At 65.5% G+C, this 12,089-nt stretch carries 13 protein-coding genes and 1 tRNA gene; 6 read left to right on the top strand and 8 right to left on the bottom strand.

Annotated elements, in window-relative coordinates; translation table 11 throughout:
* Positions 1–82: 82 nt before the first annotated feature.
* The 4 genes from BN60_RS14040 (at position 83) to BN60_RS14025 (ending at position 2,629) form a co-directional block, all read left to right on the top strand.
* On the top strand, positions 83–949 hold the full coding sequence (locus BN60_RS14040) for an SDR family oxidoreductase (RefSeq protein WP_020696713.1): 867 nt from the start codon (positions 83–85) through the stop codon (positions 947–949).
* Positions 950–1,160: 211 nt separating this feature from the next.
* On the top strand, positions 1,161–1,628 hold the full coding sequence (locus tag BN60_RS28935) for a hypothetical protein (protein ID WP_020696712.1): 468 nt from the start codon (positions 1,161–1,163) through the stop codon (positions 1,626–1,628).
* A gap of 22 nt (positions 1,629–1,650) precedes the next feature.
* On the top strand, positions 1,651–2,238 hold the full coding sequence (locus BN60_RS14030) for a hypothetical protein (RefSeq protein ID WP_020696711.1): 588 nt from the start codon (positions 1,651–1,653) through the stop codon (positions 2,236–2,238).
* Between the two features lie 136 nt (positions 2,239–2,374).
* Positions 2,375–2,629, top strand: coding sequence for a SemiSWEET family sugar transporter (locus tag BN60_RS14025; RefSeq protein ID WP_020696710.1), 255 nt, complete (start codon positions 2,375–2,377; stop codon positions 2,627–2,629).
* 327 nt (positions 2,630–2,956) lie between these two features.
* Here BN60_RS14025 and BN60_RS14020 read toward each other — a convergent pair whose 3' ends face one another.
* Both BN60_RS14020 and BN60_RS29665 read right to left on the bottom strand, forming a co-directional pair.
* A complete protein-coding gene (locus tag BN60_RS14020; RefSeq protein WP_020696708.1) occupies positions 2,957–3,256 on the bottom strand; it encodes a BON domain-containing protein in 300 nt (99 codons plus the stop codon).
* A gap of 242 nt (positions 3,257–3,498) precedes the next feature.
* Positions 3,499–3,690 carry a hypothetical protein gene (locus tag BN60_RS29665; RefSeq protein WP_043283922.1) on the bottom strand — a complete coding sequence of 64 codons (192 nt, stop codon included), beginning with the start codon at positions 3,688–3,690 and terminating at the stop codon, positions 3,499–3,501.
* A 525-nt stretch (positions 3,691–4,215) separates the two neighbouring features.
* Between BN60_RS29665 and BN60_RS30395 the strand changes: the two genes are divergently transcribed.
* Entirely contained in the window at positions 4,216–4,476 is a 261-nt protein-coding gene (locus BN60_RS30395; RefSeq protein WP_148283421.1) for a hypothetical protein, read from the top strand.
* 154 nt (positions 4,477–4,630) lie between these two features.
* Here the strand turns inward: BN60_RS30395 and BN60_RS14010 are convergent.
* Positions 4,631–4,706, bottom strand: a tRNA-Glu gene (locus tag BN60_RS14010).
* A gap of 55 nt (positions 4,707–4,761) precedes the next feature.
* Complete coding sequence (locus tag BN60_RS14005) at positions 4,762–5,766, bottom strand: methyltransferase (RefSeq protein WP_020696706.1); 1,005 nt, start codon at positions 5,764–5,766, stop codon at positions 4,762–4,764.
* A 91-nt stretch (positions 5,767–5,857) separates the two neighbouring features.
* Here BN60_RS14005 and BN60_RS14000 point away from each other — a divergent pair, with 91 nt between their 5' ends.
* Positions 5,858–6,661 carry a class II aldolase/adducin family protein gene (locus BN60_RS14000; RefSeq protein ID WP_020696705.1) on the top strand — a complete coding sequence of 268 codons (804 nt, stop codon included), beginning with the start codon at positions 5,858–5,860 and terminating at the stop codon, positions 6,659–6,661.
* 21 nt (positions 6,662–6,682) lie between these two features.
* On the opposite strand, the gene BN60_RS13995 is transcribed toward BN60_RS14000, so the two are convergent.
* From BN60_RS13995 to BN60_RS13980, 4 genes are read right to left on the bottom strand one after another with little or no spacing between them, the layout of a single operon-like run.
* Positions 6,683–7,516 carry a phytanoyl-CoA dioxygenase family protein gene (locus BN60_RS13995; RefSeq protein ID WP_020696704.1) on the bottom strand — a complete coding sequence of 278 codons (834 nt, stop codon included), beginning with the start codon at positions 7,514–7,516 and terminating at the stop codon, positions 6,683–6,685.
* Positions 7,517–7,557: 41 nt separating this feature from the next.
* Positions 7,558–8,517 carry a putative antibiotic biosynthesis monooxygenase gene (locus tag BN60_RS13990; protein WP_020696703.1) on the bottom strand — a complete coding sequence of 320 codons (960 nt, stop codon included), beginning with the start codon at positions 8,515–8,517 and terminating at the stop codon, positions 7,558–7,560.
* Complete coding sequence (locus BN60_RS13985) at positions 8,514–11,225, bottom strand: molybdopterin-dependent oxidoreductase (protein ID WP_020696702.1); 2,712 nt, start codon at positions 11,223–11,225, stop codon at positions 8,514–8,516. Before BN60_RS13985 ends, BN60_RS13990 begins: the two co-directional genes overlap by 4 nt.
* Positions 11,222–12,034 carry an FAD binding domain-containing protein gene (locus BN60_RS13980; RefSeq protein WP_020696701.1) on the bottom strand — a complete coding sequence of 271 codons (813 nt, stop codon included), beginning with the start codon at positions 12,032–12,034 and terminating at the stop codon, positions 11,222–11,224. The genes BN60_RS13985 and BN60_RS13980 overlap by 4 nt, the downstream gene beginning before the upstream one ends.
* Positions 12,035–12,089 lie beyond the last annotated feature (55 nt).

The following is a 12,089-nucleotide window of genomic DNA, read 5'->3' as shown; positions in this document are numbered from 1 at the left end:
AAATAATCCATCTTGAAGCGCAGCCCGGAGCCATCCGGCAACCTTTGAATGGTTGGTAACGACTCCAGCAAGGGAGGCTTGCATGGCGGGCTATGTTGAAAGGAAGCAGCAGAATCAGCCACCGCAACAGCAGGAAATGCCCGGGACGACCGCCGAGATGCGACCGCGCCCCGACCATGGCGAGATAAGTTACAAGGGGGCGGCACGCCTCGAGGGCAAGCGGGCTTTGATCACAGGTGGCGATTCCGGCATTGGCCGTGCCGTAGCGATCGCTTTCGCGCGCGAAGGTGCGGATATCCTCATCTCCTATCTTTGCGAGCATGAGGATGCGAACGAGACGAAGCGCTGGATTGAGGAAGCCGGCCGCAAGGCCGTGCTGGTGCCGGGCGACATTCAGGACTCGGCACACTGTCGCGAACTGGTCGACAGGGCGGTCAAGGAGTTGGGCGGCCTCGACATTCTGGTCAACAACGCCGCACACCAGGCGACCTTCAAATCTCTCGACGAGATTGGCGACGAGGAGTGGGAGGCGACTTTCCGCACCAATATTCATGCCATGTTCTGGCTGACGCGCGCGGCCGTGCCGCACATGAAGAAAGGCAGTTCGATCATCAATACCGCGTCGATCAATTCGGACGCGCCCAACCCGACGCTCTTGCCCTATGCGACGACGAAGGGCGCGATTCACAACTTTACGGGTGGCCTGGCGCAGATCTTGGCCAAGGACGGCATCAGGGTGAATGCCGTTGCTCCAGGACCCGTCTGGACACCCCTGATCCCATCGACGATGCCGCCGGAGACCGTGGCGAGCTTCGGCAGCAACGTTCCGATGAAACGGGCCGCACAGCCTGCCGAACTCGCAACGGCCTATGTCATGCTGGCGGATCCGCGCTCAAGCTACACTTCCGGTGCGACCGTGCCGGTAACGGGCGGCAGGCCATTCCTCTGAGCATCGAGCGTCCGACACCGCACGGCCGATAGGGGAAGTCGCGCTCTTCTGCATGACGCCATCTGAGACAAGTCGGCGTGCTCGCGCAGCTGGACCGAGCGCTATCTCAGCCTCGGTCAATCAATCTCGGCAAATCCATAAGTGAGAGCAACCTTCATCTCAATTCTCCTTTGAGCGCATGGCGAATTATCGCTCACCATTGGAGGACTTCATGAAGAAGGTAGTCGTGCTGGCCGTCGCTGCCGCTGCAGCCAGCATCGTGGCCACGCCCGTGTTGGCAGCCACGGATGCGGAGTGTCGGGACATGTGGGCCAAGGCCGATTCCGACAAGGACGGCAAACTCACCGGCATGGAGGGTGTTCGCTACATAGCGTTCATGAGGATCAACGATCGCATGCTGGCGACTGAAGGTACGGTTACCCAGGCCGAATTCATGGAGGCCTGCAAGGCCGACACCTACAAGACGCGTCAGAACGACGCCGGTGCGCCACTCAAGGGTGCCAACTCGTTCACGGAGGCTCAGGCCAGAGACCGTGCCGTCGCTCAGGGGATCACGAACGTCGCAGCGATGAAGAAGGACGACGATGGCATCTGGCGCGGCACTGGCACGGCCGAAGGCAAGCAGGTCCAGATTGCCGTCGACTACAAGGGCAACGTCGTCACCTCAGCTCAACAGTGATCGCACTTAGGAGAATCGGAATATGAAGACCATCAGCCGTGCGTACGACAGTTACGCGCAAGCCCGCGCCGCCGTCGAAGCGGTCGAGAAGGCGGGGATCCCGGGTGCCGATGTCAGCATCGTCGCTAACAAATACGTCTCGGCCGAGTATGCCGACGTCGACGACGTGAACGGCGCTGCCGCCGGCGCCGGCATTGGCGGCGCACTGGGTGCCGGGGCCGGTCTGCTGGCAGGGCTTGGTCTGCTCGCCATTCCGGGCCTCGGCCCGGTCGTGGCCGCAGGCTGGCTCGCCTCAGCCGCGGCGGTGGCTGCCGGAGGCGCCGTCGCCGGCGGCATTGTCGGCGCGTTGGTCGATGCAGGGACGGACCGCGAGCACGCCGACGTCTATGCCGAGTCGGTGCGCCGAGGCGGCACGCTGGTCACGGTTCGAGTACCCGACCAGGATGCCGCGCGGGCAGAGGCTCTCCTGGATCAGTACCGTCCGGTCGACCCGGTGGCGCGTGGCGCCGAATATCGTAAGGGCGGGTGGAAGACCTTCGATCCGAAGGCGCCGCCCTATCGGCCGACCGACACCGAGATCGAGCGCCTGCGCTCCAACTGGCCTCGTTGACCGGGGGCTCCCTCGACCGAAGGGGCGGGCTGCAAAGCCCGCCCTGGAGGGCGATAGGAACGCTGAAGCAAATCTGGTCCGCCTTGCGTTCGGAAGTGACTGCCACCAACCACGGAGCCGAGGTGCGTTGTCGGCCATGGACATCGACATGCTGATCGGCGGCGCAGCCGCTCTCCTGACCACCGCTTCGAACGTCCCTCAACTCAAGAAGTGCTGGGAAACCAGGTCGGCCGGCGATCTGTCCCTGAAGATGTTGCTCGCCTTGGCAAGTGGCGTCGCGCTCTGGATTGCCTACGGCGGCTTAAAGGCGGACTGGGTCATCGTCGCGGCCAACACTGTAAGCCTCGCGCTAGTCCTCGGCATTCTCTACTTCAGATTGCGTGAACCCTAAGGGGCCGCGGCAAGGCGTGCGGCCCCTTAGCTTGGGACAATCCGAACGGTTCTCCCGCCTGGCGTTATGTCGATGATCTCAACCGACGAGGCTACCCGCCCAAGCTGTCAGGTTCCGGCATGGAGCGGGCTGGTCGCTCATTGTGAACCGTACGAGGATGCAATTCATGCAAGAAGGCTGCGAGCTCCTCGCGCATGTTTGCCTTCGATGACTCGACCGCTGATTCGAAGAGTTCCTGTTGCACGTTCGTCGGGAGCTTTCCCCACACGGCGGTAACGGCGCGACCAAGCGCCGTCGTCAATTCTTCGGAGTTCATCTTTGAAGTCATCACGTCGGGTCCGCTTGATGGCGGCTCTGATGGGCCGATTCCTCCGAAGTGCCCGTCAAGGGCGAGCGGCCACGGCCGTCGGCGCTGTCGCTGGGCGGGACGTCCCGGACTTCCAGCTCAATCGCATGCGCTCCTGCAAGGGCCTCCAACGCGCGTGCGCGTTGCTCCGCCGATGGCACGGATCCGCGGATGGTCGCTTCACCGCTGTTCACTTCCACGTTCACCATGCGAGGGTCGACGCCGACTGCCGTCAGCCGATCGATGAGTTTGCCGCGGACCATTTCGTCACGTTCGTTCATGGTAGTCCTCCTGTCTTCGCCCGATCCGTCACGTGCTCAGTTTCGGCCACCCTTCAGAGCCGGATCACGAGTATGGTGGGAGTGGCGTTCGCCCCCGCCGCCGGAAATGCCAGTGCGCTTGTCGCTGAGGGAGTCCTCCGGGCGACTGCCCCGTGGCCGCGACTTCTCCGGGACTTTCCGGTTCTCATGAGCGGCTCCAGGTCCGCCGATGCGTTCGGTGCTTGGATGCTTTTTGGGCATGGCTAGCGATCCTGCTGATAGCCTTGGTGGCGCGTGTTCTGCTTGATATTGCCGGCCTCGCCCTGCTGCTTGAGATTGTCGATTCGGTTTGCGCGTTTGGCATCTTCGCGCGAGACCCTTTCCTTTGAGCCTTGCACTCCGCCCGCTCCTTTGGAGTTGTGGCTGCCTGGGGGGACGGGAATAGGCTTAGTCATCGAGGACCTCCTGGTTTTTGAAGCTGGATGGTCAACTTGCCTCCTGCATCGGCGTTCCCGCCAAGCAGCAAGGGCGACAGGGAGGAGCTCGGCCGTCCCCCATTAGAACGTGAAGGCCTTTCATCGGAGGAAACGCCAGGCATGGACGCCTGTTGCACATGCGGGCGGTTTTGGAATGGCGATGTACCCCGTGGCGTTTCAGTTCGCCGGGGCTGCTTTTGAAGGAATTGAGCCCGCAACTGATGAGCGGCAAACGGCATTCATCCACGGAGGGGAAGTTACACGTTGCGGCGGCGATGGCTGGTCGCTTCGTCCCTGACGGTCCTTACGGAAGTCCGCGTTTCCTGCCGCGTCTCGCACATGCGCAGGGACCGCGGGCTTCTTGCTGCGCCTCGGAGGACGCGCGTTCGCGGCAGCAATCAACGTGCTTCCAACGGCTGTGAATCCGACCGCGCGTCGTGCCGCGCCTGTGGCCGCCCGGCCCGAGCGGACCGCGAACACAAACCGACGCAAGGGGAGGGCGGCATGAGCAGGAAGCCGTCTCCCAAACTATCTCCCAAGACATCTCCCAAGACATCTCCCAAGACATCTCCCTCGGGCCTGCCTCCCGAGAAGGAATACCAGCGTCTCAACCCGGGGGCGGGCGGGCCGCCGAGCCAGCAACAGGAACGCGGCAAGCCCAGTCCCGAAGTTACGCGCGACGATGGCGGCGCCGGCATTCCGGGCAGCCAGAACGAGGACGTGAAGGGCCGCAAGCCGCGCGGCCCTCGTGGCGCCAGTACATGAACCCGGTGCAGCTTTGCCTGCCGGCGAACCGGGCCGGCAACGTCCTCCGCAGAGCGATCAGAGCGGCCGGCTGGAACGCTTCTCACGACCATTCACGCCCACTTCTCACCGGGCGCGAGAGTCCATGAAATCCATATTCTACGGAATCCGGCCTTGGCGCTCCCTACGGGATTCGAACCCGTGTTTCAGCCTTGAGAGGGCCGCGTCCTAGGCCTCTAGACGAAGGGAGCAGAGGCGGAGGGCGGACAGATAGTCGAACGGCTGCCCGCGCGCAACCCCTCCCGTTCAGGCGGGTTTTCGCCCCGTCACCCGCGACAGCACGCCCGGAACGAAGGGGTGGACCGCGACATCGGCAAAACCTGCGCCCTGCAGATATCCCTTCACCTCGGCTTCGGTGTGGGCGAGGCCGGTGCTGCCCTGGACGGCTTCGTTCAGGCCCCACAAGGCGGCCGACAGCGGACCGCTTCGGTCGTCGTGCAGGGTCTCGCCGATCAGGTGCATCTCGCCGCCGGGCTCCAGCGCTGCGAACGCCTTTTTGACGACGAGGCGGATCAGGGCGGGCTCGTATTGCGGCAGGTTGCTCGCCATCACCACGACGTCGACGCCGCTTGGAAACTCCGTGCTCGTGAAGTCGCCGGGCAGCGTGCTCACCCTGTCGGCCGCATCGTTGGCGGCGATGTACTCGTCGGCGACGACCGCGACGGGCGGCAGGTCGAGCACGATCGCCTTCAGCCCGGGATAGGTCTTGGTCGCCACGATGCTGTAGGCGCCGGAGCCGCCGCCGAGGTCGAGCAGCTTCTTGCGTCCGGTGAGATCGACGCTGCGGCTGAACAGACGCGCCGCGCCCATGCCGATGGAATAGGTGGCGGCGTGGTAGCGCCGGGCATCGTCGACCGAGAAGTCGACATAGGCGCCGAGCTTGGTCTCCTCCTTCCGCCGCAGCCGGTCCGACAGTTCGCCGAACGCCGTCCAGCGCGGCTTGGTGAACAGGATCCATGGCCCGGCATAACGCTCGCCATCCTTGACCAGGAAGCGCTGCACGTCGGGCGCATTGGTGAAGCGTTCGCCCTCACGCGACAGCAGCGTCATGGCCGCCAGCACGGTCAGGATGCGTTCGGCGTTGCGCTCGGTGATGCCGATGGCTTTGGCGACGGCCGGGATCGTGTCGTGGCCGTGGGCGATGGCCGTGAATATCTCCAGCTCGACCGCCGCCATCAGGGCGGCGCTCTCCCAATAGGCTTGGGCGATCTTCTGCAGGCGGGTCGTGTCCAGGCGCTGCTTGTCCGACATCGATATGTTTCCTCCTTGGTTGCCCGATCCTAGCGCGTGTGCCTAAGCTTCGTCGCTGCCTGCGGAGGGCTGGTCTGAAGGAGAGCGCGTGATGGATATGCCGATTGCGTCCGAACTGCCGCTCACCGGCATCGACATCGACACGCTGCCGCCCGGCGACGGCGAGTGGGTGTTGCGCCGCCAGCTCGCGGCCGCCTATCGCCTGGTGGATCATTTCGGCTGGACGGAACTGATCTATGGCCATCTCACCGCGCGAGTGCCCGGCGAGGCGCCGCACTTCCTGATCAATCCCTTCGGCCTCAACTACGACGAGGTGACAGCCTCGAACCTGGTGAAGATCGACCTCGACGGCAAGATCGTCGAGCCGAGCCCGCATCCCGTGAACTACGCGGGCTTCGTGATCCATTCGGCCGTCCACATGGCCCATGCCGAACGCCATAAGGTGGTGATGCACACGCACACCCGCGCCGGCATGGCGGTCTGTGCGCTGAAGGATGGCCTGCTGCCGATCTCCATGACGGCCACGGCCTTCCACGGCAAGCTGTCCTATCACGACTATGAAGGCCCCAGCCTCGACCTCGACGAGCGCGAGCGGCTCTTGAAGAACCTCGGCGACAACCAGGCGATGATGCTGCGCAACCACGGCCTGCTGACCACCGGCCGCTCGGTGCCGGAGGCCTTCCTGCGCCTCTACCGGCTGGAGCGGGCCTGCCAGATCCAGGTCGATGCGGCGGCGGCCGGCACGTTGAACGTCATGGGCGACAATCTCGCGGCCAAGTCGGGCGCCGACATGGATCGCTTCTCCGAGAGGGAGTCGGCCGTGGGCATCGGCGATCTCGAATTCGCCGCCTTGCTGCGCAAGCTCGACAAGACCGATACGAGCTGGCGCCACTGAGCGAGTCGAGTCCGCGAGGCGCTAGGCCCTGAACTCCGTGCGGTCGGTGCCGGCGTAGAGCGCCTTCACGGAGCGTTCGACGGAATCGCGATGGACAGCCAGCGCCGCCTCGTCGAGGTCGGCCTTGGGCGAGGGCTCCAGGTCGAAGTTGCCGTGGGTGTCGCGGCCGCGCACCAGCATGGCGGAGTCGCGCACCTTGAGCTGCTTCACATGGGGCGGGATGTAGCGCATGGCAAAGCCGATGCGCCGGTCGTGCGTGGTGTTGGGGCCCGAGCCGTGGACCAGCAACACGTGATGCAGCGACATGTCGCCGGCCTTCAGCGCCACGTCGACGCCTTCGCCGGCCGGCACGTCGACGGCGATCTCCTGGCCGCGGCTCAACAGGTTGTTCTTGTCGAACGTGTCGCGATGTTCGAGCTGGTTCTTGAGGTGGCTGCCCGGCCAGAACTTCATGGCGCCGCTCTCGACCGGCGCGTCGGCGAAGGCCACCCAGGCGGTGATGACGTCGTCGGTGCTGAGCCCCCAGTAGGTCGCGTCCTGATGCCAGGAGACGAAGGCGGGAGTCTGCGGCTCCTTGATGAAGAAGGTTGTGCTCCAGCAGAGAATGTTGGGGCCGATCACGTCCTCGACGGCATCGAGCACGGCGGGATGACGCGCCAGCTCGTTGGCCCAGGTGAAGAGAAGGTGCGTCTTGTGACGCATGTTGGACGCAATCGGTCCGCCGATCTGCTGCTCGTAGGTTTCGAGCTTGCGGCGATAGCCCAGGGCCTCGTCAGCCGAGAGGACCGGCAGGGGAAAATAGAATCCATCGCGGCGGTATTGGGCGACTGCTTCCGCGCTGAGACGTTTGGCCATTGGGTTTTTCCTCCAGCCGTCAGTTTAGGGCGGACGAAGGCTCAGAAGAAGCGCCAGAAGACGAAGATCATGGTCGCGTAGATCGCCATGATGACGCCGGCGCCGAGGAAATGGACGGCAAGGGCGTTCCTGTGGGCGGCAGGCTGCAACCACCAGCCGAAACGGTTGGCGACCCACGGCACGAGGAAGCCGGTGAGGCCGACGCTCACGATGTTGCCGATGAACAGCGAGGCCGCGAAGGAGAGGTTGGACAGGTATGGCAGGCCGATCCAGACGCTCCACAGGAAGACGATAGGGTAGAGCATCAGCAGGACGAGCATGTCCATCTTCCACACCGGTAGCTTCGCGCCTGCCGGAGCGACGTCGCGGAACCACTGCTCGAACCCTGCGCTGGCGATGCGGGCGTGGAATTCCTCGGTGAGCGGCGCGGCCTCGTCGACCAGCCTTTTACGTTCGGGCGAGTCGAGCCAGGCTTGGAGATTGGCTTCGGTGTCGAAGCGCAGGATGGCGACGTAATCCTCCTGCACGCCGGGCACCGGCGGCTCGAAACGGTAGCCCTGCAGGCCGCGCGCCTTGGACTGCGCGGCGGCGATCTTGCGTTCCCAGGCGCGATACTCGGCTTCCTTGCCCGGCAGGACGCGCGTCGAGATCACGGCCGACACCGGGGCCGGCTTGATGCCGCCGGTCTCGTCCTGGACGATATGCACGTCGTCGCGGCCGACCAGCATGGGCGCCGCGCCTTCGATGCGCTTCTGGCGTTCGGCGGAGCCCAGCCAGCGCCGAGCATCGGCCAGGCTGGCAAAGCGTTGCAGGATCACCCAGTCGACCTGCAGCGGCGGTGCGGGCGGCAGCAGGCGCTGTTCGATGAAGCCCGGGAAGCTCTGGATGAGCGAACTGGTCTCGCTCTGCCAGCGCGCAAAGTCGTCCGCACGCTCTGGCCGCACGCAGGTCTGGGTGACGATGCTGACGCTGCGGCTTGCGACGGAGGCGGCTTTGCTCATGACGTCGCCAGCTTGTCGAACAGGCGGTCCGGTGTGAAGGGCAGGTGGGCGAAGCGCACGCCCGTGGCATCGGCCAGCGCGTTCGAGACCGCGGGCGCGACCGGATTGATGGCGCATTCGCCCTGGGACTTGGCGCCGAGCGGCCCGATCGTGTCGACGGTGCCCGCCAGGAAGAGGTCGGTGCGCGGCGCGTCTGCCCAGGCGGGGATGCGGTAGTTGCGGATCTGCGCGTTCACCATGTGGCCGCCGTCATGGACCATGTTTTCGGTGAGTGCCCAGCCATAGCCCATGGTGATGGCGCCATCGAGCTGGCCGCGGCACTGCATGGGATTGATCGGCCGGCCGATGTCGGCAGCGTGGATGCTGTGCAGGATGCGGATCTCGCCGGTCACGCGATGCACGGCCAGCCGCACGCCCTGCACGTTGAAGGCGATGGTGCGCGGAGACAGGTAGGCCTTCCGGCTCACGGCAAAGCGATGTTCGGCCTTGGCGCCGGCCGCGTGCAGCTCGGCGAGAGGCACCCGCTTGTTGCCGCAGATCACGGCATCGCTGTCGAGGCGGCAGTTGGCCCGGTCGGCACCGGTGTGGCGGCTGGCGAAGTCGAGGATGTCCTCGCGCATCGCCTCCGCGGTGAGGTGGACGGCCTTGCCTGCCACCACCGTGCCAGTGCTGGCGAAGGTGCCGGTATCGTAGGGGGTGCGGTCGGTGTCGGCGATGACGACGTGGATGTCGCGTGCCCGCACGCCCACGATGGAAGCGGCGATCTGCTGATGGGCGGTCGCGATGCCGTTGCCCATCTCGCAGGAGCCGACGGCGAGGTGGTAGCTGCCGTCGGCCATCAGCCGCATTTCCGCACCGGAGCGGTGCTCGGTCGGCGGGCCGCATTCCAGCATGGCGAGCGCCACGCCTGTGCCGGTGGCCCAGTCCTCGCCGGCGGGCTTCTCGACGCCGTTCCCCTTGGTCAGTTCGCGCTCGACGATATCCAGGCACTCGTCGATGCCGTAGCTGCCGAAGCTGGCGTCGCTCGGCTCCTTCCAGATCGATTCGATATTGTCGCCGGGGCGGACCACGTTCTTGCGCCGCATCGCCATCGGGTCGATGTCGAGCTTGCGCGCCAGGTCGTCGATGGCGCATTCGATGGCGAAGGTCGTCTGCGAGGCGCCGTAGCCGCGGAAGCCGCCGGCCGGGATCATGTTGGTGTAGACGGCGTAGCCCACGCCCTTCTTGTTCTCGCAGCGATAGGCCGCGATCGGGCTCGCCATGGCGGCCGCCAGCGTCTCGCTGCCGTGGTTGCCATAGGCCCCGGTGTTGGAGACGACCTCGACATCCATCGCCGTCAGGGTGCCGTCCTTGCGGGCGCCGAGCCTGATCCTGGTCGTCATCTGGTGCCGCGTCGTGGCGCCGATGAACTCCTCCTCGCGCGTCCATTCCCACTTCACGGGGCGGCCGAGCTTCATGGTTGCAAACAGCACGAGGTCTTCGGAGACCATCTCCTGCTTGCCGCCGAAGCCGCCGCCGACCCGCTCGGTGAAGACGTGCAGGTCGCGGGCACGCAGGCCCATCAGGTAACAGAGCTTCTTCTGGGCGGCGAACGGCCCCTGCGAACTGGTCCGCACATGCCAGCGTTTGTCCTCGCCCTGCCAGGCGATCGAGCCGTGTGTTTCGAGATGGACATGCTGCACGCGCGAGGTCGAATAGGTCGCCTCGTGCACGACATCGGCCTCGGCGAAGCCCTTGGCCACGTCGCCGATCTCGCCGTGCAGGTCGCAGTAGATGTTGCCGTTGTCGGTGAGGACATCCTTGTCGTGCAGCAGCGGCGCGCCGGGCGCCATGGCCTCGACCGGGTCGAAGACGGCCGGCAGCAGCTCGTAGTCGACATGGACCGTCCGGCAGCCTGCTTCGGCTGCGGCTTCGCTTTCGGCAACGACGGCGACGAGGCGCTGGCCGACGAAGCGCGCGACATTGTCGAGCATGTAGGTGTCGTCGGGATCGACGAGATGGTCCTCGTGCAGGGCCGTGCTGTAGAGCCGCCGCGGCACGTCCTCCCAGGTATAGACCGCGACGACGCCGGGCACGGCTTCCGCCTTGCTCTTGTCGATGCGAATGACGCGGGCATGGGCGTGCGGGGAGCGCAGCACCTTGAGGTGCAGCAGGCCCGGCACCGCGACATCCATCGTGTAGGGAGCCTTGCCGGTCAGGATCGCGTCGCTGAATGGGTTGGGCAGGCTGGCGCCGAGAGCCTTGCCGGCAACGTCTTCCTCGATGTTCGAGCGGCCGTGCAGCGCATCCTCGATGGAGCGATAGCCAGTACAGCGGCAGAGATTGCCTTTCAGCGCGTGCGGCAGGTCCTCGCGCTGTTCCAGGCTGAGGCTCGCGACCGTCATCACCATGCCGGCGGCGCAGTAGCCGCACTGGAAGGCCTGGGCGTCGCAGAAAGCCTTCTGGACCGGGTGCATGTCGGTGCCGTCGCCGCAGGTCTGGGCAAGGCCCTCGATGGTGGTGATCTTGCGGCCCTCGCCGCGGAAGGCGGGCACCAGGCAGGAATGGAACGGCTTGCCGTCCATCCATACCGTGCAGGCGCCGCAGTCGCCGGCGTCGCAGCCCTTTTTGACCCCGAACACCTCCAGGTCGCGCAGGAAGGTGCGCAGACACTGGCCGGGCTTGGGGGCCGCCGAGTAGGAGCGGCCGTTGATCTCGTAGGTGCTCATGCCAGCTCCGCGCGAACCTGTTCGGCAAGGTAGTGGGTGACGTGACGCTTGTAGGGCGCCGAGCCATGGACGTCCTGGAACCAGGCGTCGGCCGGCAGGCGTTCGTCGATGGCCCCCCGCAGTTCGGCAGCCGAGGGTGTCTTGTCGAAGCGCAGATGGACCGGCCGCGGCGTCGCCGCACTGATCGTCAGCAGGAAGTTGTCGTCGTTGTCGTCGACCGTGGCGACGATCAGCGCGGCAGAGCGGCCGAGATGGGTGAGCGACACCTGGCGCATGGCGAAGCGCTTCCTGAGCGCCGAGGCGGGCAGGTGGATCGAGCGCAGGAGCTCGCCCGGCTGCAACACGTTCTGGTGGTTGCCGGTGACGAAATCGACGACGGGTATCTGGCGTGGCTCGCCTTTACGCGGCCACAGGGTCAGCACGCCTTCGAGCGCCGCGGTGAGCGAGACCATCGCGCCGGCCGGCAGGGACATGATGATGTTGCCGCCGACGGTCGCGGCATTCCAGATCTTGAACGACATCAGGAAGGCGTCGATGCACTTGTCGAACAGCGGCACTGCACGCCATTCCGGCGGCCCCTTGAAGTCATGCAGCTCGACGATCTTGCAGGTCGCTGCGATGTCGAGGCCCTGTTCTGTCACGGTCAACGCCGGCCAGCCGAACCGTTCGAGGTCGACCAGCGTATGGGTGTCGACCTGAGGTTCGGAGAACAGCCAGGTGCCGCCGGCCAGCCAGGCATGGCCTTCGCCCCATTCGACCTTGTCGAACGACTCCGGTCGTTTCACGTCGACGATCGTATTGAGATTCATGCCGTTCCCCGCGCAGAGCCGTTTGCCGCGAGGCGGGGCGCCGGACGCTCCGCCT

It is taken from the genome of Reyranella massiliensis 521, from assembly GCF_000312425.1.
GTDB lineage: Bacteria > Pseudomonadota > Alphaproteobacteria > Reyranellales > Reyranellaceae > Reyranella > Reyranella massiliensis.
Note: the sequence above shows the minus strand (reverse complement) of the source record. Positions and strands in the feature narration are given on the sequence as shown.

What these genes read in the sequence shown, in the direction of transcription:
- BN60_RS14040 (WP_020696713.1), top strand. Translation starts at nt 83, where the DNA reads ATGGCGGGCTATGTTGAAAGGAAGCAGCAGAATCAGCCACCGCAACAG.
- BN60_RS28935 (WP_020696712.1), top strand. Translation starts at nt 1,161, where the DNA reads ATGAAGAAGGTAGTCGTGCTGGCCGTCGCTGCCGCTGCAGCCAGCATC.
- BN60_RS14030 (WP_020696711.1), top strand. Translation starts at nt 1,651, where the DNA reads ATGAAGACCATCAGCCGTGCGTACGACAGTTACGCGCAAGCCCGCGCC.
- BN60_RS14025 (WP_020696710.1), top strand. Translation starts at nt 2,375, where the DNA reads ATGGACATCGACATGCTGATCGGCGGCGCAGCCGCTCTCCTGACCACC.
- BN60_RS14020 (WP_020696708.1), bottom strand. Translation starts at nt 3,256, where the DNA reads ATGAACGAACGTGACGAAATGGTCCGCGGCAAACTCATCGATCGGCTG.
- BN60_RS29665 (WP_043283922.1), bottom strand. Translation starts at nt 3,690, where the DNA reads ATGACTAAGCCTATTCCCGTCCCCCCAGGCAGCCACAACTCCAAAGGA.
- BN60_RS30395 (WP_148283421.1), top strand. Translation starts at nt 4,216, where the DNA reads ATGAGCAGGAAGCCGTCTCCCAAACTATCTCCCAAGACATCTCCCAAG.
- BN60_RS14005 (WP_020696706.1), bottom strand. Translation starts at nt 5,766, where the DNA reads ATGTCGGACAAGCAGCGCCTGGACACGACCCGCCTGCAGAAGATCGCC.
- BN60_RS14000 (WP_020696705.1), top strand. Translation starts at nt 5,858, where the DNA reads ATGGATATGCCGATTGCGTCCGAACTGCCGCTCACCGGCATCGACATC.
- BN60_RS13995 (WP_020696704.1), bottom strand. Translation starts at nt 7,516, where the DNA reads ATGGCCAAACGTCTCAGCGCGGAAGCAGTCGCCCAATACCGCCGCGAT.
- BN60_RS13990 (WP_020696703.1), bottom strand. Translation starts at nt 8,517, where the DNA reads ATGAGCAAAGCCGCCTCCGTCGCAAGCCGCAGCGTCAGCATCGTCACC.
- BN60_RS13985 (WP_020696702.1), bottom strand. Translation starts at nt 11,225, where the DNA reads ATGAGCACCTACGAGATCAACGGCCGCTCCTACTCGGCGGCCCCCAAG.
- BN60_RS13980 (WP_020696701.1), bottom strand. Translation starts at nt 12,034, where the DNA reads ATGAATCTCAATACGATCGTCGACGTGAAACGACCGGAGTCGTTCGAC.